The 21,534-nt window shown below is 53.4% G+C and carries 17 protein-coding genes and 1 riboswitch; of the genes, 7 read left to right on the forward strand and 10 right to left on the reverse strand.

Annotation, left to right across the window (positions count from 1 at the left end):
• Window positions 1-5 precede the first annotated feature (5 nt).
• The 3 genes from EFB08_RS03125 to EFB08_RS03135 all read left to right on the forward strand — a co-directional run bounded on the left by EFB08_RS03125 (window position 6) and on the right by EFB08_RS03135 (window position 2,318).
• The gene (locus tag EFB08_RS03125) at window positions 6-668 is read left to right on the forward strand and encodes an oxidoreductase (protein WP_123125426.1); all 663 of its coding nucleotides are present in this window, start codon (window positions 6-8) and stop codon (window positions 666-668) included.
• 162 nt (window positions 669-830) lie between these two features.
• Window positions 831-1,670: an SAM-dependent methyltransferase gene (locus tag EFB08_RS03130; protein WP_227006186.1), complete on the forward strand. Its 840-nt coding sequence runs from the start codon at window positions 831-833 to the stop codon at window positions 1,668-1,670.
• Window positions 1,671-1,808: 138 nt separating this feature from the next.
• Window positions 1,809-2,318 (forward strand): hypothetical protein, encoded by a 510-nt coding sequence (locus EFB08_RS03135; protein ID WP_123125428.1) that lies wholly within the window; start codon window positions 1,809-1,811, stop codon window positions 2,316-2,318.
• Window positions 2,319-2,424: 106 nt separating this feature from the next.
• On the opposite strand, the gene EFB08_RS03140 is transcribed toward EFB08_RS03135, so the two are convergent.
• Entirely contained in the window at window positions 2,425-3,459 is a 1,035-nt protein-coding gene (locus tag EFB08_RS03140) for an alpha/beta hydrolase (RefSeq protein ID WP_123125429.1), read from the reverse strand.
• Between the two features lie 272 nt (window positions 3,460-3,731).
• A riboswitch (SAM riboswitch) is annotated at window positions 3,732-3,840 on the forward strand.
• A gap of 82 nt (window positions 3,841-3,922) precedes the next feature.
• Here EFB08_RS03140 and metH point away from each other — a divergent pair.
• Window positions 3,923-7,612, forward strand: a complete 3,690-nt coding sequence (gene metH, locus EFB08_RS03145; protein WP_165864792.1) for a methionine synthase — start codon at window positions 3,923-3,925, stop codon at window positions 7,610-7,612.
• 302 nt (window positions 7,613-7,914) lie between these two features.
• Window positions 7,915-8,868, forward strand: coding sequence for a methylenetetrahydrofolate reductase [NAD(P)H] (gene metF / locus EFB08_RS03150; protein WP_123125431.1), 954 nt, complete (start codon window positions 7,915-7,917; stop codon window positions 8,866-8,868).
• 218 nt (window positions 8,869-9,086) lie between these two features.
• Here the strand turns inward: metF and EFB08_RS03155 are convergent, their stop codons facing one another.
• The 6 genes from EFB08_RS03155 to EFB08_RS03180 all read right to left on the reverse strand — a co-directional run bounded on the left by EFB08_RS03155 (window position 9,087) and on the right by EFB08_RS03180 (window position 16,134).
• The gene (locus tag EFB08_RS03155) at window positions 9,087-10,034 is read right to left on the reverse strand and encodes a DUF4249 domain-containing protein (protein ID WP_123125432.1); all 948 of its coding nucleotides are present in this window, start codon (window positions 10,032-10,034) and stop codon (window positions 9,087-9,089) included.
• Between the two features lie 6 nt (window positions 10,035-10,040).
• On the reverse strand, window positions 10,041-12,371 hold the full coding sequence (locus EFB08_RS03160; protein ID WP_227006187.1) for a TonB-dependent receptor: 2,331 nt from the start codon (window positions 12,369-12,371) through the stop codon (window positions 10,041-10,043).
• Between the two features lie 151 nt (window positions 12,372-12,522).
• On the reverse strand, window positions 12,523-13,461 hold the full coding sequence (locus EFB08_RS03165) for a succinylglutamate desuccinylase/aspartoacylase family protein (RefSeq protein WP_123125433.1): 939 nt from the start codon (window positions 13,459-13,461) through the stop codon (window positions 12,523-12,525).
• Complete coding sequence (gene rimK / locus EFB08_RS03170; RefSeq protein WP_123125434.1) at window positions 13,439-14,374, reverse strand: 30S ribosomal protein S6--L-glutamate ligase; 936 nt, start codon at window positions 14,372-14,374, stop codon at window positions 13,439-13,441. Before rimK ends, EFB08_RS03165 begins: the two co-directional genes overlap by 23 nt.
• The gene (locus tag EFB08_RS03175) at window positions 14,371-14,865 is read right to left on the reverse strand and encodes an ATP-dependent zinc protease family protein (RefSeq protein WP_123125435.1); all 495 of its coding nucleotides are present in this window, start codon (window positions 14,863-14,865) and stop codon (window positions 14,371-14,373) included. Before EFB08_RS03175 ends, rimK begins: the two co-directional genes overlap by 4 nt.
• 60 nt (window positions 14,866-14,925) lie before the next feature.
• A complete protein-coding gene (locus EFB08_RS03180; RefSeq protein ID WP_123125436.1) occupies window positions 14,926-16,134 on the reverse strand; it encodes a PQQ-dependent sugar dehydrogenase in 1,209 nt (402 codons plus the stop codon).
• A 232-nt stretch (window positions 16,135-16,366) separates the two neighbouring features.
• Between EFB08_RS03180 and EFB08_RS03185 the strand changes: the two genes are divergently transcribed.
• Window positions 16,367-16,552, forward strand: a complete 186-nt coding sequence (locus tag EFB08_RS03185) for a hypothetical protein (protein ID WP_123125437.1) — start codon at window positions 16,367-16,369, stop codon at window positions 16,550-16,552.
• Window positions 16,553-16,702: 150 nt separating this feature from the next.
• Here the strand turns inward: EFB08_RS03185 and EFB08_RS03190 are convergent, their stop codons facing one another.
• Window positions 16,703-17,515, reverse strand: coding sequence for an alpha/beta hydrolase (locus EFB08_RS03190; RefSeq protein ID WP_123125438.1), 813 nt, complete (start codon window positions 17,513-17,515; stop codon window positions 16,703-16,705).
• A gap of 103 nt (window positions 17,516-17,618) precedes the next feature.
• Window positions 17,619-17,795 carry a hypothetical protein gene (locus EFB08_RS23410; RefSeq protein ID WP_165864784.1) on the reverse strand — a complete coding sequence of 59 codons (177 nt, stop codon included), beginning with the start codon at window positions 17,793-17,795 and terminating at the stop codon, window positions 17,619-17,621.
• 359 nt (window positions 17,796-18,154) lie between these two features.
• On the opposite strand from EFB08_RS23410, the gene EFB08_RS03195 reads away from it, so the two are divergent.
• Entirely contained in the window at window positions 18,155-18,526 is a 372-nt protein-coding gene (locus tag EFB08_RS03195; RefSeq protein WP_123125439.1) for a hypothetical protein, read from the forward strand.
• 164 nt (window positions 18,527-18,690) lie between these two features.
• Here the strand turns inward: EFB08_RS03195 and EFB08_RS03200 are convergent, their stop codons facing one another.
• Window positions 18,691-21,267: a family 20 glycosylhydrolase gene (locus EFB08_RS03200; protein ID WP_123125440.1), complete on the reverse strand. Its 2,577-nt coding sequence runs from the start codon at window positions 21,265-21,267 to the stop codon at window positions 18,691-18,693.
• Window positions 21,268-21,534 lie beyond the last annotated feature (267 nt).

Raw genomic sequence — 21,534 nt, forward strand, 5'->3', positions numbered from 1 at the left:
GAGATATGGTATCTGCCAAAGCTGCTCTCATTGCTGGCGCCAGCGGATTGGTAGGCAGTCACTGCCTACAACTGCTGCTGCAAAGCCCCCGCTACAACAAGGTAATCTCGGTGGGCCGCAAGAAACTACCCATAGAGCACCCCAAGTTGCAGCAGATCATCGTGGACTTTGACAACCTGGAGAAACACCGTCACAGCCTCATCGCCGATGATGTGTACTGCTGTTTAGGCACTACTATCAAAAAAGCAGGCTCAAAGGAGAATTTCAGAAAGGTAGACTTCACCTACGTCCTGAACCTGGCCCGCAGCACCTCTTCTCATTTCGCCACGCAGTTCCTGGTGGTTTCCGCGCTGGGCGCCGATGCCCATTCCCGCATTTTCTACAACCAGGTGAAAGGCGAGATGGAGGAGGCGGTGAAAAAGCTTCCTTTCACGGCAGTGCACATCTTCCAACCATCCCTGCTTCTGGGCGAACGGCAAGAGGTACGGTTTGGCGAGCGCGCCGCCGCCGCTGTCATGAAACGGGCCGGTTTCCTGTTCAGCGGCCCTCTGCGCAAATACAAAGGAATAGATGCCAAAACGGTGGCCAAGGCCATGCTGGAGGCGGCTAAACAAGACGGCGGCGGCGTCCTGATCCACCCCTCAGAGCAGATGCAGCAGTATGCTTAACTGAACAGCGTCGTTACCCTGTAACGACGTGTCACTCTGAAACAGGAGCCTCCCGTATAAATCAGCCCCTTTTCCAAGGCATAGGGTTGCTGAGAATGGTTCTTTGTTGGAGGCGGCATTTCTGCTTCGTAGAACTACGTCCTTACAGGGTAACGACGCTACATGGGTCAACTTCCGTCCGTTTCCCGCGTAATGTTTGCAAACCCAACGAAAACCATGGACTCTGCCCAGCACCAGATCAAACACCATTTTCCGCGCAGCACCCAGTATGATCCCACGTGGGTGCGCGAGCATTCCATGGGCGAGAACGTGCTGTTCAACCTTGAAAGCATCACCTCTCTTATTCCGCTGGAGAAAGGCATGCGCGTGCTGGATTTGGGTTGCGGGAAGGCGGCCAGCTCCATTTTCCTGGCCAAAGAATACGGCGTGCAGGTGTGGGCCGTAGACGAAGCCATCTCGGCCACGGCCAATTACAAACGCGTGCAGGAAGAGAACCTGGAAAACCAGGTGTTCCCGCTTCAGGCCGATGCCCGCGACCTGCCTTTCCCCGAGGAGTTCTTTGACGTGGTGCTGGTCATCGACTCGTATACTTACTTCGGGACCGATGACAAGTACTTGCCCTACATCTGCCGTTTCCTGAAATCGGATGGCTACATTGGCATTGTGGACGTCTGTTTCAAAGAGGAGATTGAGACCATTGACCAGGTTCCCGAATTCCTGCAAGCCGATTTCCAGGCGTACTGGTACTACATCCACTCGGTGGCCTGGTGGCGCAAACTGTGGGAAAAGACCGGCTTGGTGCTGATCAAAACCGCCGAGCTCCTGCCCGCCGCTGACCTTATCAGGGAACAGTACGTGCGTGATTTCGAGGAACACGGCCAGAAAAAAGATCCGTTTGCCCGCGGCCTCAAAAAAGACAACGACCACCAGATCAGCTTTTTCAGGCTCATTGGGCAGCGCACCTCCCGCGAGGCGTACCTACAGTCGTACAAAAAAGCGTAACTTGGCCACCCAATAACAAAGGTGCACATAGAAGAGCAGCTTCCCTGTATTTATCAACAGGTAAAATAATCACCGGTTCTGCGCAGTTTTAAAGGGGCAAGCATCCATCTTCTTTCTTTTGCGAAGAATCTTTTTTCTATGAGAAACAAACATCTTATTTTTGGGCTCGGAATCCTGCTGCTCTCCCTGGCCAACCTGCCAAGTGCCCAGGCGCAGAAAGCGGGGATTGGTCTCCGGCTGGGAGGCCACACCGGGGGCATCTCAGGGAAATATTTTTTCAGAGACGCCCTGGCGGTGGAAGCCCTTCTGGGCACGGGCTGGGGCCGAAGAGGGCTCCAGTTGACTGGCCTGGTGGAGATACACGCCTCGGCCTTTGACGTGGAGGGGTTAAGGTGGTTTTACGGTGGAGGAACCCACGTGGGGTTTTTCAAAGGACGGTACTACCACAAGCCTTCTAACAGGCATTATGCAGAATCTTACAACAGAAACCTCACCACCGTGGGGATAGATGGAATTGTAGGTTTGGAATATCAGATTACGGAAATTCCGGTTTCCCTTGGGATCGATTTTAAGCCATTTATCGAAACCAACCGGGACGGTCTTTTCTTGTATGGCGACGGAGCTCTGACCGTCCGATACACCTTCTAATGCTTCCCCGAACCTACTAGGAAAGCCTGCCTCGTGCAGGCTTTTTCTTTTTAGCCGTTTTCTGTTTTCCGGCTGTTTTGCATAAAACACCCCTAAAGCGCCTCTCCTACTCCTTCAATTTTATCTTCACGTAGTTCTTGGACCGATGAGGATTCACGCCGCCGGGGTACAGGAGCCGGTCCACGAAGTTGAGGTTCTCGGCTACGTTGCGGTTGGTCTTGATGACCGGGTCACCGTGGGAAGCACCTTCAAACGGAACCAGTTGGGCCAGTTGCTTACCGGTGGCCTCGTTCACTTTCTTCTGCATGTCTACCGATTGCTGAAAAGGCACCACCTTGTCATTAGTGCCGTGTACCAGCAAAATGGGCGGGAAATTTTTGGAGACCAGATCCAGCGGGTTGGCATCACGGGTTTTGGCTTTTTCTACCCGCACATCGAAGCCCATGATTTTATTGGCGGGCGGAAGACCGATATCGGTAAGGGTGCTCACATCGGCTACGCCGTACCAAGCCACCACGCCCTGCACCGCACTGGAAGCAGTCTTGTTTCCCATAGACAGGTCTTCAAACGCAGGTTGGTGATTGGTGGCAGCCAGCATCTCAGCAATATGGCCGCCCGCTGAGGCACCCCACACCACCAATTTCTCAGTGTCTAACTGGTACTTTTGGCTGTTGGCTCGCAGAAACCGAATGGCAGCCTTGGCATCGTGCAGCGGCTTGGGCCACTTCACCTCCCCAGACAACCGGTAATTCACCGACACGACGGCGTAGCCCTGGTGCACCGCCTGAAAGATGGACGCGATGGTTTCGGATTGCTTGTGCCCGGCCATCCAGCCGCCCCCGTGGAACAGTACAATGGTTTTGTAAGGCGGCGTGCTGTGGTTAGGATACGTGATGTCCAGCGTCTGCCGGGAATTCTGGGTTCCGGCATAGGCAATGTTCAGAACGGTTTTCTTGAATTGGGTCATGTCAATGGACCGCTCCTTGCCCGAGGTACTCACGGTAAATTCGCCAAAGTCTGCGGGCGCAGCGGTTTGTTCTTCCTGCGGCTCTACCGTCTTCTGGCCCTTGCCGCAGCCAGCCACCCCAATCTCCAGAAGAGCCGGGAAAAGAAAGACCAAAAACCTACAGTGACGTTTCATGGCAACAGGGATGAAAAGACCAATCTGAGCAGCAGACCATTTGTCTCCGCTTCAAACAGACGCAGCTACTTAGCTACCCAAACGCTTCCATCCTAAATACGCTAAAATTGCCCCGAACGCCACCTTCTGCCGAGGGAATCATTGGCTTTCCATTTTTGGGCCTCATTTCACCAAAACAGGCCAAAAACTCTTTATCATACATTCCTTCCTTCCACCATTCAATCGCTTACTCCCTATTTGCAGAATCCAATACCAGCCTGTATCTTTGCTACTGCTTATCAAGAAAGACGGAGGGATTAGGCCCTGTGATGTCTTAGCAACCCAATTCAGTTGGGTGCTACTTCCTACCCACCACGCCAGCCGTGTTGGGGGAGATAAGTGTCCGAGACGACTCCTACACCCTCGCGCCACTTCCTCCTGCCCTTTCTTGAGACGCAACCTAACCTTCGGTTTGCAAAGAATGATGACTCCAATAGAGGAAGAAGTAAAAAAACGCATTTTAGTCTTAGACGGTGCCATGGGTACCATGATCCAGCGGTACAACCTCCAAGAGGAAGATTACCGCGGCGAACGCTTCAAAGACTACCACCTGGATGTGAAGGGCAACAACGATTTGCTCTCTATCACCCAGCCCCATATCATCAAGGAAATCCACAGCCTCTATTTTGAGGCTGGCGCCGATATAGCGGAAACCAATACCTTCTCCGGCACCTCCATCGCCATGGCCGACTATGACATGCAGGACCTGGTGTATGAACTGAACTACGAGTCGGCCCGCATCGCCAAAGAAGCCGCCGACGAGTGGACTGCCAGAACGCCTGACAAACCGCGCTTCGTGGCCGGGGCCATCGGTCCCACCAACCGTACCGCTTCTTTGTCGCCGGATGTGAACAATCCTGGTTTTAGAGCCATTACCTATGACGAGCTGGTAGAAGCCTACACCGAGCAGGTGCGCGGACTGGTGGACGGTGGCGTGGATTTGCTGTTGGTGGAAACCATTTTTGATACGTTGAATGCAAAGGCGGCTTTGTTCGCCATTGACCAGTATAGCCAACAAACGGGAAAGCGTCTGCCGTTGATGGTGTCTGGTACCATCACCGATGCCAGCGGACGTACCCTGTCTGGCCAGACCGTGGAAGCATTCCTGTACTCGGTGTCGCACATGCCGCTGTTGAGCGTGGGCTTTAACTGCGCGCTGGGTGCCAAACAGCTGCGTCCGCACTTGCAGTCATTGAGCAAGGCGTCTAAGTTCCACATCAGTGCCTACCCGAACGCCGGTCTTCCTAACGCCTTCGGGGCGTATGACGAGACGCCGGAGCAGATGGGCCAGCACATCCGCGATTTTCTGGAGAACAACTTCGTGAACATTGTGGGTGGTTGCTGCGGAACCACGCCGCCGCACATCAAAGCCATCGCGGAGATTGCCAAAGAATACCCGCCACGTCCGTTGCCGCAATTACCGGCCGTTCCTACCTACTCCGGTCTGGAGCCGCTGACGGTGTACGAAGGGTCTAACTTCATCAACATTGGCGAGCGTACCAACATAACCGGCTCTAAGCAATTTAAGCGTTTGATTCTGAACGAGCAGTACGAAGAAGCCCTGGCCATCGCCCGTCAGCAGGTGGAAAACGGAGCCCAGATCATTGACGTGAACATGGACGAAGGCATGCTGGACTCTGAGGCCGCCATGACCTTGTTCCTGAACCTCATCGCCTCTGAGCCAGACATCGCCCGCGTTCCTATCATGATTGACTCCTCCAAATGGAGCGTGATTGAGGCCGGTTTGAAGTGCGTGCAAGGAAAAGCCATTGTAAACTCCATCAGCTTAAAAGAAGGCGAAGAAAAATTCAAAGAGCATGCCCGCAAAGTGCGCAGCTACGGGGCTGCCGTGGTAGTAATGGCCTTTGACGAAGAAGGCCAGGCCGACAACTACGAGCGCCGTATCCAAATCTGCGAGCGTGCTTATAACATCCTCACCAAAGAAGTGGGATTCCCCGCCGAGGACATCATCTTTGACCCCAACATCCTCACCGTGGCCACGGGAATGGAGGAGCACAACAACTACGCCGTAGACTTCATCAACGCCACCCGCTGGATTAAGCAGAACCTGCCGGGTGCCAAAGTGAGCGGTGGCGTGAGTAACATTTCCTTCTCGTTCCGGGGCAATGACCCGGTGCGCGAGGCCATGCACTCTGTGTTCCTGTACCACGCCATTAAAGCAGGCCTGGACATGGGCATTGTGAACGCGGGTATGCTGGAGGTCTACGAGGAAATCCCGAAAGACCTGCTGGAGCGCGTGGAAGACGTGTTGCTGAACCGCCGCCCAGATGCGACCGAGCGCTTGGTGGAATTCGCCGAAACGGTGAAGAACAAAGGCAAGGAAGTAGTACGCGATGAGGCTTGGCGACAGGAGCCGGTACAGAAGCGTTTAACGCATGCTTTGGTGAAAGGACTGGTAGAATACATTGACCAAGACGTGGAGGAAGCCCGTCACCTGTACCAAAAACCACTGGAAGTGATTGAAGGCCCATTGATGGACGGCATGAACGTGGTGGGTGATCTCTTCGGCGAAGGCAAAATGTTCCTCCCGCAGGTGGTGAAAAGCGCCCGCGTGATGAAAAAAGCCGTGGCCTATCTACTGCCTTACATTGAGCAGGAGAAAGAACGCGCCGCCGCCGCCGGAGACACCTCTACACGCCAGACCAACGGAAAAGTCCTGATGGCCACCGTGAAAGGTGACGTGCACGACATCGGGAAAAACATTGTAGGCGTGGTTTTGGCCTGCAACAACTACGAAGTGATTGACCTGGGCGTGATGACGCCTGCAGATAAAATATTAGATGCAGCCCGGGAGCACAACGTAGACGTGATTGGCCTGAGTGGTTTGATTACCCCGTCACTTGACGAGATGGTGCACGTAGCCCGCGAAATGGAGCGCCAGAACTTCAACATTCCGCTGCTTATCGGTGGAGCCACCACTTCCCGCGCGCATACCGCCGTGAAAGTGGCTCCGGCCTACAATGGCACTGTAGTGCACGTACTGGATGCTTCTCGCAGCGTGCCCGTAGTAGGCAATTTGCTGAGCCCAGACAACAAGGAGAAGTTTGCCGCTGACACCCGCTTGGAGTACGACCAAATGCGCGAAGGCTACCTAAGCCGCCAGAAGGATAAGAAATACCTGCCTTTGCCGCAGGCCCGAGCCAACAAGCTACCTATTGAGTGGAAAGCCGAAGACGTGTACACCCCGGCCAAAACCGGTGTGCAGGTATTCGAGAACTTCCCGTTGGAGGAGTTGGTGCCGTACATCGATTGGACTCCGTTCTTCCAGGCCTGGGAACTGCACGGAAAATTCCCGAAACTGCTGGAAGACGCGGTAGTTGGCGAAGCAGCCACCAAACTGTACGCCGATGCTCAAGCCTTGCTCAAGCGCATTGTAGACGAGAAACTGCTCACCGCCAATGGCGTGGCAGGTCTGTTCCCTGCTAACAGCATAGGCGACGATGACGTGGAAATCTACACGGATGAAGCTCGTACTGAGATTTTGACCCACTTCCGGACGCTGCGGCAGCAAGGCCAGAAAGGCCCGAACGTTCCCAACATTGCGTTAGCTGACTTTGTAGCACCGAAGGAAACCGGACTGGCAGATTACACCGGAGGTTTCGCGGTAACGGCGGGTATTGGCCTGGATGAACTGGTGCAACAGTTTGAAGCCGACCACGACGATTACCACAGCATCATGGCCAAAGCCTTGGCTGACCGTTTAGCCGAAGCGTTTGCGGAGAAGCTGCACGAGATTGTTCGGAAGGAAATATGGGCTTATGAACCGGAGGAAAGCCTTACCAACGAGGACCTGATCAAGGAAAAATACCAAGGCATCCGTCCGGCTCCAGGTTATCCAGCCTGCCCAGACCATACTGAGAAAACCACCTTGTTCCAGTTGCTGGAAGTGGAAAAGCACACCGGCATCACATTAACCGAGAGCCTTGCCATGTACCCAACCGCTGCGGTGTCTGGCATGTACTTCGCGCACAAGCAGTCGCGGTACTTCGGGTTGGGTAAGATTGAGAAAGACCAGGTAGTAGATTACGCCCAGCGCAAAGGCATGACCGTGGAGGAAACGGAGCGCTGGCTGTCAACTAACCTGAATTACTAAGAAATCTGTTTAGGTGCTGTTTTGATGAAAATGGCTCCTAAACGGAAAACTGCCTTTAGAATGACCCTCCTTTCTGTCATTTTGGAAAGATCTTGTGGGCAAACTAGGGAAGCGTTAAAAAAGCGCTACTACAGCTCGCCCACAAGATCCTTTTAGAATGACAAAGAGGGTGGAAGGGCATTAGAATTCAAAAAGTTAAACAACGAGGCGAAATGCCTCAAATCCTTTGCTCTCTTCAAAAATGAGGGAGACGAAACAATACCATACCAAGGCATACGCCTAAAGACACGACATTACGTCAAATGAAAGTTACCGAGCATTTACAGAAAGCCACTAACACCCTTTTCTCTTTTGAGATTTTGCCTCCGGTGAAGGGAACCAGCATTCAGTCTATTTACCAGGGCATCGATCCGTTGATGGAGTTCAAGCCGCCTTTCATCAACGTGACCTACCACCGCGAAGAGTACGTGTTCAAAGAGCGCGAGAACGGCTTGCTGGAAAAAATCACCATCCGGAAGCGGCCAGGCACGGTGGGTATCTGCTCTGCCATCATGAACAAGTATCATGTGGACGCGGTACCGCACATTATCTGCGGGGGCTTCAGCCGGGAAGAGACCGAGAATGCCTTGATGGACCTCAACTTCCTTGGCATTGACAACGTGTTGTTGCTGCGCGGCGATGCCGTGAAAACCGAGCCTGGTTTTAGGCCGCACAAAGACGGGCACTCCTACGCCTCTGACCTCATCAAGCAGGTGGTACAACTCAACCACGGCCAATACCTGGACGAGGAGATGGAAAACCCCGTGCCCACTGATTTCTGCATAGGCGTGGCGGGTTACCCGGAGAAACACATGGAAGCCCCGAACCTGTCTACCGACCTGCGGTACCTGAAACACAAAGTAGACCTGGGCGCCGATTACATCATCACGCAGATGTTTTTTGACAACCGGTGCTTTTTTGACTTCGTGAAGGCCTGCCGCGCTGCGGGCATCACTGTTCCTATCATTCCGGGCCTGAAGACGCTCACCACCAGAAACCAGCTCAACGTGCTGCCGCGTTACTTCAACATTGATTTACCAGAAGACCTGGTGAACGCGGTAGAAGCCTGCACCAATCCCAAGGATGTGAAACAGGTAGGCATTGACTGGACCATTCAGCAGTGCAAGGAACTAATGGACTTCGGGGTGCCGTGCCTGCACTTTTACACTATGAGTAAGTCAGACGCTACAGTGGCCGTTGCAAAGGCAATCTTCTAAACCGGCTTTCCCCTCCATTTCTGAAAAACACCCCAAAAGCAGCAGGCCCACTTACTCTAGTAAGTGGGCCTGCTGCTTTATGAAGAAAGTATCGCCGGAAGAAGGTATTGCAGCGTCCCCAATCGAAAAAGCCTTTGAAAAGCCATTAGAAGCAAAGTTTCCGTTTACAGGCTCTTTTCTTTAAAATGCCGCAAAACGGAACCGGCATGTTCCTGTGGTTACAGGTTGATCCGGTATTTGGTCACGGTTATCCCCCCGAAATTACCGTAGCCGTTCCGGATGTTGCTGTGCAGGTTCAGGGGCTCAGCGAAGGGGTTGTCTTCTTCGTAATTGTCCTTAGACCGTTCGTACAGGTACAGGTCTGAGGTGATGTGCTGCAGCGTGACTTCTAGTTGCGTGGCCGGTGCCCCACCACCGGTATAGGTGCCGATTTTATCAGAGAACGTGATCACGCCCTGGTTTGCCCATCCGTCATCGAACACCTTGTAGAGCTCAATCTTCTCCACCTCTTCGCCAAAGATATCGTCGTTCTCGTTTCGGGAGTAGGCATTGCCCACGGGGCGGCCCTGATCATCCAGCAGTTGCACAAACAGCCGGTAGTAGTTCCGCTGGCCCACCGGGTCGTTGAACTGCACCCGCAGAAGCCCCGAGAAATTGTAGGGATCATGCTTGGCATCTGGCTGAAAGGACGTTGACACCACCGGCACCGCCGTGGGCATGGTCAGCTTGCCTTCAATGGCCTCAAAGTTGGGTGCGCTTACCCTGAGGGTGTATTCCCGGCCCGGCTCGGGGGTAAATGCAGTCAAAGGTTTGTAGTTTCCTTGCTCAGCGTTATACTCCAGGGGCACAAAAACGAAGCTTTGGCGTACGCTGCCATTGCCTTCGGAGATGGTGATGCTGGCGTCTTTCACCAGGCCGTTGCGCCATAGGTTGTCTCCCGCCAGGACAGACTGGCTCCGCCCGATGTACATGTTCTGTTTAGGAGAATCGGTGTTGAGGTTGTACTGAACGGCCAGCCTGGGGGTATGCCCACGCACCTCAATGTCTACTTCCTTCTCACAGCCAGCCAACGCGACAGCCAGGGCAAGACACCCCAGGCCTCGCTTGAATGAAACCGGGCTTTTAAGTCCTTTTCCAGAAAACAGGGTAAAAACAGGTGGTAACATGCACTTCTAGAACTTAAAGGTTTTGCTGATGGACGGTAGAATAGGGAACAGGCTGATCTGCTTGAACCGCGCGGGGTCCCCCTCTTTCTCGCCGGCCTGCACGTAGATAAAGTAAGGGTTTTTGCGGTTGTAGGCGTTGTAGAAACTGAGGTTGTTCACCACCTCGCCCCAGCGTTTCTTCTTGGTATGGCTCAGGCTGATGTCGGCGCGGTGGTAGGCGGCCATGCGGTAGCCATTTCGGTTTCCGTAGTCATTGTAGGTCTGGGTGCCGCCGTAGCCGCCCTCCCACGCCTCGCCTAGGACATAGCGGGCCTCGGGAAGGGTGATGGAATTGCCCGTGCCGTACACCCAAGTCCCCGACAACGTCAGGTTGGGTTTGAGTTGATGGATGACCACAACCTCGAAATCATGCCGACGGTCATAGCGGTAAGGGAATTTCTCGCCTCGGTTCAGGTCTGGGAACTGGCGGTTAGACCAGGCCAGCGTGTACCCGATCCAGCCGTTGGTGCGGCCCGTCTTCTTGTGCAGGAACAATTCCGCGCCATACGCCCATCCTTTTCCGGTAGTTACCTTAGTATCCCAGCTGCTGGAGATGCCAATGAATGAAGCCCCTTCTTTGTATTCAATGAGGTGATCCATGGTTTTATAGTAGCCTTCCAGGCTGACTTCCAACTTGTCACCGGCAATGGTACGCGTGGCCCCCAATGCTACCTGACGCGAGCGTTGCGGCCGGATCTTCTCAGTAGACGGCACCCACAAATCAGTAGGCAAGCCAATGCCGCTGTTGGTGAGCAGGTGAATAAACTGGGTCATGTGGGCGTAAGATGCTTTCAAACTCAGCTTCTCCGTAGCGATAAACCTGACAGAGGCCCTCGGCTCAATGGAAGAATAAGTTTCCTTGTTCACCAGGAAACCGTTAGCCCGCACGCCCACGTTCACCTTCACCCGTTCAGAAAGCTTCAGGTCATCCTCTATGTACAGCCCTACTTCCTGCGCGTTGGTTTTCTGGGTGTTCACGTTGAGATCCTCGGCCGAGCCGCCGTTGTTGTCCCGCACCTGCAAGGCACCCGGCTGAAACTGGTGGTGCACGTACTGCCCGCCAAATCTAATGTAATGGTTGGGATTGGGAATGAAGTCAAAGTCAAATTTGGTGCTCAGATCCCGGATGTTGGAAAGGTACTTTAGTTTGTAGTTAAAGCTTTCGCCCTGGTAGGTTGACTCTTCCTCGCTGCTGATATCGAACTGGTATTTGGTGTAGGTGAGGTGCGTGTTCAGGAAAAGGCGCTGGTTCAAAACGCGGTTCCAACGGAACGCCGAGGTAAGATTACCCCAGCCCAAGCCTGCCCGGCTTTTCTCCCGCTCGTCGCCGCTCCGCTCCATATCGGCGTAAAACTCGTCGTAACCCCGGTAGGCACTCAGGTACAGACGGTCTTTCTCGCTTACTTTCCAGTTCAGTTTGGCGTTGAGGTCATAGAAATAATAACCGCCCACGCCTTCTTCCTTCTTCATGAACGGACGGGCGAGCACGTCAATGTACGTGCGACGGGCCGATACGATAAACGAGGCGACATCTTTCTTGATGGGCGCACCTACCGTGAGCCGCGAAGCAATGAGCCCGATGGAGCCTTCGCCATCTACCTCGTTCATGTTGCCCTCTTTCATGGAGATATCCAGCACCGACGACAGCCTTCCGCCGTACCGCGCCGGAAAACCGCCCTTCACCAGCTCCACGTTGTTCAGGGCCTCAGCCGTGAATACCGAGAAAAACCCGAACAGGTGCGAGGCATTGTACACCGGCACGCCGTCCAGTAGAATAAGGTTCTGGTCTGGGCCGCCCCCGCGCACGTACAAACCACTGGTTCCTTCCCCGCCACTCTGCACCCCCGGCAGCAACTGCAGCGTTTTAAGCACGTCTACTTCGCCAAACAACGCCGGCACCGCTTTTATCTGCGCCACACTCATGTTGATGGTACTCATGCGGGTACTCTCGCGCACGTCTTCCTCGCGGGTATTCACAATCTCTACCTCGCTCAGCGCGGTGGCAAACGGCGAAAGCAGCAGGTTTTGCTGCATGTCTTTGTCTAAATAAGCCGAAAACGTCTGGCGCTCATAGCCCACGTAAGACAGCACCAGTTTTACGGAGTCTTTGGGCAAGGTAAGGCTGTAGAAACCGTAGGCGTTGGTGGCGGTGCCCTGGCCGGTCACGGAGTTAAGGATAGCAACCCCAATGAGGTTTTCGCCGGTTTGGGCATCGCGTACATAGCCGCTGATGGTGAATTTTTGCCCGTACCCCATGAAGGGAAGCAACAGAAAAGCCAAGCCTACAAGGTACCGCAAACTGTGCTTGCCAGCCGGACCTTGACACCGTGAACGAGAGGACATTCAGAGAAAAGTTGAGAATGAAACGGAGACCGAAGGTAGAATTTACCTACAATGTAGGTAATTGACAGATTCAGTCCACTGTTCCCCTATCTCCATCGAAAATATTTCAGTACCCGATGTGCAGGATGGCGTCGCCTTGGTTTACCACCGGCATGTGGTTAAGCCCCACTACATGCCCGCTCACGTGCGTGGTGATGGGATGCGTAGCCTCGCCGTAGGGGTCAGACACAGCGCCAATCTGTTGCCCGCGGGTCACTTCCTGCCCGTTTTTGACAAAACTGCGGAAAAGCCCCGCCCGCGGGGCCCTGATCCAGGTGGTATGGTGGCAGATGACCGGGGGTTGCGAAATCGGAACCAATGCTTCAGTCATGCCCAGGTGGTGCATGACGCGTTGCGTGCCTTCCATGGCCATAATGATGCCTGGTTCATCGAACCGCAGTGATTCACCGGTTTCATACACGATGATGGTCTTGCCCTGGCCTGAGGCTTCCTTGCGCAGAGAACCCGGCCGGTAATTGGAATTCAGGACGAAGGGCGCCCCGAAGGCCTTGGCCAATGCATCACTCTCGCCATCCTCTAACCGGCACCTGATCTGCGGGTAATTGGATTTGCTTGCTCCGCCGGTATGAAAATCGATGCCATAATCTATGAGGGGCAGCACTTCTTTGGTGAACCGCGCGGCTACGCGGCTGGCCAGAGAGCCTTTTGCGTAACCCGGAAAGCTCCGGTTCACGTCTTTGCCGTCTGGCACCTCGCGCGAGAAATTCAGGAACCCGTAGATATTGAGAATAGGAATGGCCAATACGGTACCCCGCAAAGGCGTGAGCAGCTTCCGCCTGATCATGCGCCTGATCACCTCCACCCCGTTCACCTCATCGCCGTGCATGCCGGCCATGAGCACCAGCACCGGCCCTGGCTCCTCTGCCCGGAACACGTGGATAGGAATGTCTATCTCCGTTCCGCTGGGCAGCCGCGAGATGTTCAGGCGGATTAGTTTCTTATCCCCTGGATAGATGGGAATATCATTGATGATCATCTCCGCCATCGGGGGTACTCTTTGATTTGGTCTTTTTGGTTTTCCCTTTGTTCACCAGCAGTTCCGTGTACTCAATGATCTTTCCGGCGATGTCTTTCTGGGTGGCTTTCTCAATGCCTTCCAAGCCAGGCGATGAGTTCACTTCCAGGATCAACGGTCCGCGGGAAGACTGCAGCATGTCCACGCCGGCTACATCCAGACCAAGCGACTTGGCGGCCATCAGAGCGGCGGTTTTCTCGGCGCGGCTGAGTTTGATAAGGCTGGCGCTGCCGCCCCGGTGCAGGTTAGACCGAAACTCGCCTTCCTTGCCTTGTCGTTTCATGGCCCCTACTACCTCGCCGTTCACCACAAATACCCTTATGTCGGCACCTTTGCTCTCGGCGATGAATTCCTGCACAATGATGCGGGCCTTTAGGTTGTGGAACGCCTCAATCACCGACTCAGCGGCTTTCTGTGTTTCGGCTAAGACCACTCCTAAGCCTTGGGTACCTTCCAGCAATTTGATTACCAACGGGGCGCCGCCCACTTCCTTGATCAGTTCTTTGACTTGTTTAGAGTAGTTGGTGAACGCAGTCTTAGGCATACCCAAACCGGCACGGGCCATGATCTGAAGGCTACGGAGTTTGTCTCTGGAGCGCAGAATAGACTGGGAAGCCACCACGCTTTTCACCTTCATCATCTCAAACTGGCGTACCACGGCCGTTCCGTAAAACGTCACCGAAGCCCCGATTCTAGGAATGATGGCATCTATGCCGGTGAGCAACTCCCCTTTGTAAAGAATGTGCGGATCGCCTTTCTCCATGACTAGGTCACAGCGCAGGTGATCCAGCACCACCGCTTCGTGGCCCCGCTGCTGGGCGGCTTCCACTAACCGACGGGTTGAATATAACTTAGGGTCGCGCGAGAGAATCGCTATTTTCATAAAGGAGAGTTCTTGGGTGTGTTACTTCTTTTTTTGGTTTTGTTTTTGGCCTTAAGCGAGAGATTTTTCTTGGAGACGTCTACAATGAAACGTTTCCGGAGCAGCGTGCGCCCCAACAGCACGGGGTACTTGAGGTCACTGCGGTCAGAAAGAGAGAACTCAGTCTCCACCTCTTGCCCGTTGATGAGAATTTTGGTACTGATGACGTAGCGTTCCTGGACATCGCCAAACGAACTTTTTACGCAGCGCAAATCAAAATCAGTGAACTGAAAGGCCTTGTGGTTGTACCCCGGATGGTTTTCGTCCAGCAACTCAAAATGGATGACTTTCTGCCCATCAGGCAGTTCTACCTCCTTGATGTTGTTGCAATGGATGGAAGAGGTATACGCGCCGGTATCTACTTTGGCCTCTATCTCAAACAACTCCAGCTCAGGGAAATCCACCATCTCCCGCCTGCCTATGATACTCTTAACAGGTTTTTCTTTCTTCATACCCCTAAAGCTAAGTCGTTTAGGGCCCGTTTCCGGAAAAACAGGCCCTAAACAGATGTCTTAAATTCCAGTGTACGTGATGCGGTAAATGGCGTCGTTCATGTCATCAGATACCAGCATGGAGCCGTCTGGCATCACCTCCACGTCTACGGGGCGACCCCACTCTTTTCCGTTTTGGAGCCATCCTGCGGCAAACGGCACAAAACTGCCTTTGCCCTGGGCATCGGTCCGGTATAAACTTACGCGGTACCCGATCTTCTCGGTCCGGTTCCAGGAGCCGTGCTCGGCAATGAAGATCTGGTTTTTGTAGTTCTCGGGGAACATGGCGCCAGTGTAGAACTCCATGCCCAGAGTCCCGCCATGCGGATTGAGTTTCTGCACGGGGGCGGTGTAGCTGGCGCAGTCCTTTCCTTTCCCGAACTCAGGGTCCAGGGTTTCGCCGGCGTGGCAGAATGGGTACCCGAAGTGCATGCCTTTCTTAGGGGCACGGTTCAGTTCATCGGGGGGCATGTTGTCGCCCATGAGGTCGCGGCCGTTGTCGGTGAACCAGAGTTCTTTGGTGGTGGGGTGCCAGTCAAAGCCTACGGTGTTGCGCACGCCGTGGGCGAACACCTCCAGGCCGGAGCCGTCTGGGTTCATGCGGCTGATGGCAGCGTACACGGGTTCTTTTCTAAGGCAGATGTTGCAGGGCGCGCCCACCGGCACGTACAGCTTGTCATCGGGCCCAAAGGCGATGTATTTCCAACCGTGGTGCTCCTCAGTAGGGAACTTGTCATAGACTACCGCTGGTTTAGGCGGGTTTTTCAGATTCTGGGCGATATTGTCATAGCGGGTGATCCGGCTGATCTCGGCCACGAACAGGGAGCCATTGCGCAACGCTACACCGTTGGGCATGTTCAACCCCGAGGCGATGGTGATCACCTCATCGGCTTTGCCGTCTTTGTTTTTATCTGGGAGGGCGTACACGCTGCCTTTGTCACGAGAACCTACGTAGAGCGTGCCGTCTGGCCCTAAGGCCATGGAACGGGCATTAACCACGTTACGAGCGTAATAGCTGATCTGGAAACCGTCTGGCAAAGAGATTTTGCTTAGGTTGGCATCTGCGGCGGGTTCCTCGGTGACGTTCTCAGAGGCGGTGTCCTGGGCGGCGGTAGAGGTTCTCTCGCCTTCCTCTTCCGCATCGGGCTTGCCCGAGTTAGAAGAGCAACTTAATTGAGAAAGCAAAATGAGCAAACAGGCACTCCATTTCACTAGTGAGAGTTGTTTCATAGTTGTAGAGACAGGTGTATAAAGCAGGCACAGATATTCAAATACTGCAATTACAAATTAAACTTACAGCATAAATTTTATTACAATATTAATGAATTTAAATATAGATTAAAATTGATATAAACGACGTAGCGCAAGTTTTAGGGGTTCTTTTACTTTTGCATTCCCATATCAATTAGGAGAACTGAACATTAGATCCTCTTAAAAGTATTACAAACCCCCAAGTACCCAAGTGAACCCCATCAAATTTAAAATCATCTCCAAGATTCTTGCGCATACCCTCTTCTTCCTGTTAATGGTTTACTCCTTTTTCCATTACGACTTCCTTGGCCTCTTGCCTAACATCCTCTGGGGTGTTGCTTACACAGCCAACCTCACCAAAAGGGTGCTTCTGCTCAGGAATTTCATGTACACGTAAGCAGATTCCGGCAAAAAAGCCAGGCTATCATTCTGGAAAGTCCACAGTCACAGCCTTGCGTTTCCTTAACCACCTTCAGGAAGGTATATCATTTAGAAACCGAGCGAAACCCTGGTAAGGGGTTTCTTATGGGCGTATACGCAAAGAAACTCAGTTGGCTGTCTTTGAGCGATGATTCCGCAGCCAGGTGGCCACGGTGTAGAGCAGGTTGGTATGCCCCGTCTGCAAGACCACCAGGTTGTGCCGCTTGAGGGCGTTCAGGAAAACCTGCAACCGCTTTTGCGAGATGATCTGGTCATACTTGCCCAGAAAGACGTTCACCTCAATATTGCTCTGGTTCAGCAACCACACAATTTTACGGGTATCGAAGGTTAGGTTACTGAAGCCGGTCCAGCTGCGGTACACGCGCAGGCGCTTCTGCGGAGAGTCCATCTGCCAGTTGGCGAATTTCACCAGCCCGGGGTCTACCCATCGTTTCTGCTCCAGCCAACTCAACGTCCTGAAAAACCGGGTAGGCCGCAGCACAATCCGTTTGAAGAGCCCCTGCAACCAACCGGGGTAGGTGGCCAAACTGTAGAGCAAATGCGTTTTGATGCCATCCGGGGCTATCAGGTACAATTCCTGCATGCGGTCATGGAACTTCTCCAGCACCGTCAGGGCGAATTTGCCGCCCATGCTGAACGCCATCACCGAGAATCGGCCTATTTCCTCCTGCTCCAGCAACGCCTGAATAAAGGCCTGCAGTTTCTTTTTGGAGAGCGGTTGGTCTGCCTTGCTCAAGGTACTTTTGCCATGGAAGAAAAGGTCAATCGCAAACACCTTGTACTCGGGTTGCAGCGTCCGGGCCATGGTGTCATAGTAATGCCCTTCCTGCCCGTACCCATGGAACGCCAGCAGGGCCCTGTGCCCGTTACCCATGACCCGGTAATGCAGTTTAGAAGATCTGATGTGGATGAATGGCACGAAGAAACAAAGATTATCTGTGATGAATAGCTTGTAGAAAATTCTGGCGGAAACCTGCGCATGGGCAGGCCCCTTCCAAGACTTTGATTTCCCTTTTACTGATTCAGGCCAACGGGGTTTTGGTGACCTCCCGCTCATAGTAGACCAATTCTTTTTGGCCCCGATACTCTTGCACAGTACAGTGGTAAATGCGTTTCGCGAAATGCCACACCACCAATTCCAACCCAGGGCTCACTTTCACAAAAACGACAGTGCCCGGAACATATAAATTTCCCGCCATCTAGTAAGGTACGCAAAAGCAGGCAGCTTTGGGGTTTAATTTCTGGTATTCGCAGTCAGGCTGATTTAACCGTGAAATGAAAGCATCCAGGGCCTATCCCACACTCTCCCGGAGAAAACTTAAAAGCCGGTATTGGCAGGAGTTCTTTCCTCACAACTCCAGGCCTTGGTTGCCACGGTTTTTGCCCAATGCTCCTTGCCACGTGGGACGTTAGGGAGGCACCTACGTTTGTGGCTTTTCCCCAAGATAGGGGCAAGCGTCTCACAGGCTTTTGATAGTCTCATTTATATATAGTAATCTTTCCAGCTGTTTTACGTCCGTTTACGTAAAAACAAACAGGAAACACCAACGCTAACAATATGAAAACCAAGATCTTATTACTCACTTTATTCACCGTCGCCTTTTCCTTTTTCACAGGCCAGGCATGGGCACAAACCACCGAGAACCAGCAAGAGCTAAAAACCGAGCAGGACTCTATCAAGCAGCGGGCGCAAGATGATAAAAAACGTCTAAACGCCTTAACAGACCTAAAGAAAGACACCAAAGCTGATGCCAAGGTGGCCAAAGAACGGTCCAAGGAAGCCAGCCGGATAGAAAAAGAAGCCTCAGACGCAGCACAGGAGGCAAAGCAAGCCGCCAGGCTGGAACGCAAAGCCCAACGAAACAGAATGAATGCTGATAAACAAGCCCGAAAAGCGGAGAAAGCGATGGAAAAAACAATCGACAATTAACCCGCTACTTTCCACCTCTATCTGGTAGTCTTTTCTAATCTGATGGAAGCGAGAAAAAGCAGAAGCCGTTTCAGGGCTGATTTGAAGAAATCTGCCCTGAAACGGCTTCTGCTTTTCAGGTCTGTCTACAGGAAGACTTCGGGTTATTAAGCCCTCCTCTCTGTCTAAAGTACGGGTTTGTTTTCCTGGGCGGTCACTCTGCTGCTTCTACCCGTCACGTCAAAGGCGGCAAATTTGATGGTTCCTTTCTCTGTGATAGGCCCCGTATACACTTTGCTTTGGGCAGTGGGCTCTGATCCATCGGTAGTGTACCTGATAACCATGCCGGGCATCTGCACGTTGGCCAGCACTTTGCCGTCCTGGATAGTGGACCCAACCGTGGGGATGCGGTACTGGAACCCACCCGCGTAGTAACTCATGCGGGGCAGTTCGCGCTTGCCCAGCACGTTCACAAACTGGGACCAGGCTTGCGTGTAAGCCTCTTTGCTTTGCGCCGATTCAGGGTTGGTGGCCCAGGTGGGCTCCGGCGCCCAGGCTCTTTCCGCGAGGCCTAACAATTTGGGCAACAGCATATATTCCAGGCGGTCTGGGGAGGTAATGGTCTCGCTCCACAAAGGTGCCTGCAGGCCCACAATGTTGGCCCGGGCGGAGGCCTTCAATTGCTCTTTCCCGGCAAAGGCAGTCGCGGAGTTAATGGGTTTCCCGTCTTCGTTCACCCTGATGCTCTTCATGTAGTCGAACGGATTGAAGTAGAAGGGTTTGTCCACGTCCAGGAAACCGCCCCAGTATAGGCCCTTCTCATCATATTCTTTCTGGTACGCCAGGTCCATGTAGAAGTGCGTTACGTTGGTCAGCACCACTTTGTAGCCGGCGTTGGCCATACGGTAAGGCAGGTCCAGATTGTCGCCCAGGTTGTTCCAGACATCCACGTGGAAATTCTTTTTCACAAACGTAGGGTTAGCCACATAAGACAGGCGACCGTTGGTTCTCACCTTGCGCAACCCAATCTCCTCCCAACCAGACAGGTACAGCTTGCGGGCCTCCAGCATCTTGCTCACCTTCCCGAAGAAGTAGTACCACAGGTCGTCTATGTTTTTCACCTCGGGGTTTTTGGCCATCAATTCCTTTACCTTCGGCGATTTCTCCCACACCCCGCCAGGAACCTCATCGCCCCCGAAATGGATGGTCTGGATGGGCGCTCCCGCGTCTTTGTACATGGCCAACAGTTCATCGGTCACTTTCTCCAGGAAGGTATAAGCAGACGGCAGGGCCACGTTGATCACGTTGTCATTGAAATACTGCACCGAACGGTACTCAGATTTATCGTTCAAATCGCGGAGCAGGTACTTTTGGGCTTCGGCGGTTTTGCCTTCTTTCATGAGCCGCTCGTAGCGGGCGTCCATGGACTTGATGGCCGCACGCGCGTGGCCGGGCGTCTCAATCTCGGGGATTACCTTGATGTGTCTTTCGGTGGCAAATTTGAGAATCTGCACCATATCTGCCCTGGTGTAAAAGCCACTGCCGGCAGATTGGTCCACCTCAGGGCCGGAGCCGTAGGCGGGCATCAGAAAGTTCTTCTCGCTTGGGTCATGGCCGCGGCGGCCGCCTACCTGCGTCAACTCAGGCAAACCCGGAACCTCAAAGCGCCAGCCTTCGTCATCGTTCAGGTGGAAATGAAAGACGTTCAGTTTGTACAAGGCCATGAGCTCCAGCACCTTCAGAACCTGTTCCTTCTTATGGAAGTTGCGGGCCACATCCAGCATGAACGCGCGGTGCCCGAACCGAGGCTCGTCTTTCACCTGCACGCCGGGAATTGAAACGGAAGTCTGTTTTTGAGCCAACGCCGAGGCTGGCAGCATGGTTTTCAGAGACTGCGTTCCGTAGAAAGCGCCCGCTGGCGTGGTGGCCGAGATAAGGATTTCCTGCGGCGTTACCTGCAGCTCATACGCCTCTTTTCCCAGACCTGCTTTTTTCTTCAGGCGGATGGCTTTGCCCGGGCCGGTGGTTTTTACCTCGGGGCTTTTTCCCAGGATAGTGCCCAGGTGCGCAGCCAGCAAAGTAGCCTCGTTCTGGAAAGCCTGATCTGTGATAATCGGCACCGCCGAGGTCAGGGCAAAAAACTCGTCTGTTTCTTTGTATTGCGCCGGGGTTGGGAAAACCTTCGTGAGATTTTCTGCAGGAATATCCTTGATGACGCTGTTCTGAGTGTAAATGTCTTTGGGCTCCAGCCAGCCTACCATGTTTTTGGCGGGTTTCAGGACCTGGGCAGCGGTGATAGGATAGCCTTTGGTTGGGTCTTTGTCCCATACCAGGTAGAAGCCGCGGGGCGCCCGGGACTCGTTCACAATCTGACCGGCCGCCACAAACTGAACCTTCTGCGTGGCTCCTGCCTTCAGTTCCTTGAAGTTACCGGTAGGCAGTATGCGCAAAAGGTCTCCGTTGATAGACTCAGTTTTCAAAGGGGCATCGGTCTCTTTGGGCACGAAGGACGGCGTACAGTGGAAGTAAATACTCCATCCCGAGGCCGGCAAAGCACCTGACCCATTGTTTTTCAGAGTAAGCACCGATAGCGTCTGGTTTTTACCCAAATGCCTCTCCTCCAACACTTCCCAGGTGAGGCTCAGCGGCTGAAGTTGGGCATCTATCGGCGCCGCGGTTTTCTGTTGGGGCTGGGCAGCAGGCGTTTGCCCACAGGACCAAATGGAAATCAGGCTCAGGACACAAACAAAGAGATGTTTCATCTAGGGGAGGATTTATGATTCACAATGCGATAAGCAAACTCAAGGCCAAAGGCTATTTTTCACTTAATTAGGCTTTCGCCAGGATTTGCACCTTTAAAGATAAGATTCCCCGCCTTACTTTCCTGCTTTCCCTTGATATAAGATTAAATTTCCAGGTTGCTCGGAGGTTTTCGGCCTGTTTTCTGTAAAAGAGGTTAAAAACCGAAAACCCGCTTTGAGCCTGGTTTCACAAAAACAGGCTTAAAGCGGGCGGCAATCTTTCCTCAT

The organism is Rufibacter latericius (assembly GCF_003721515.1).
GTDB lineage: Bacteria > Bacteroidota > Bacteroidia > Cytophagales > Hymenobacteraceae > Nibribacter > Nibribacter latericius.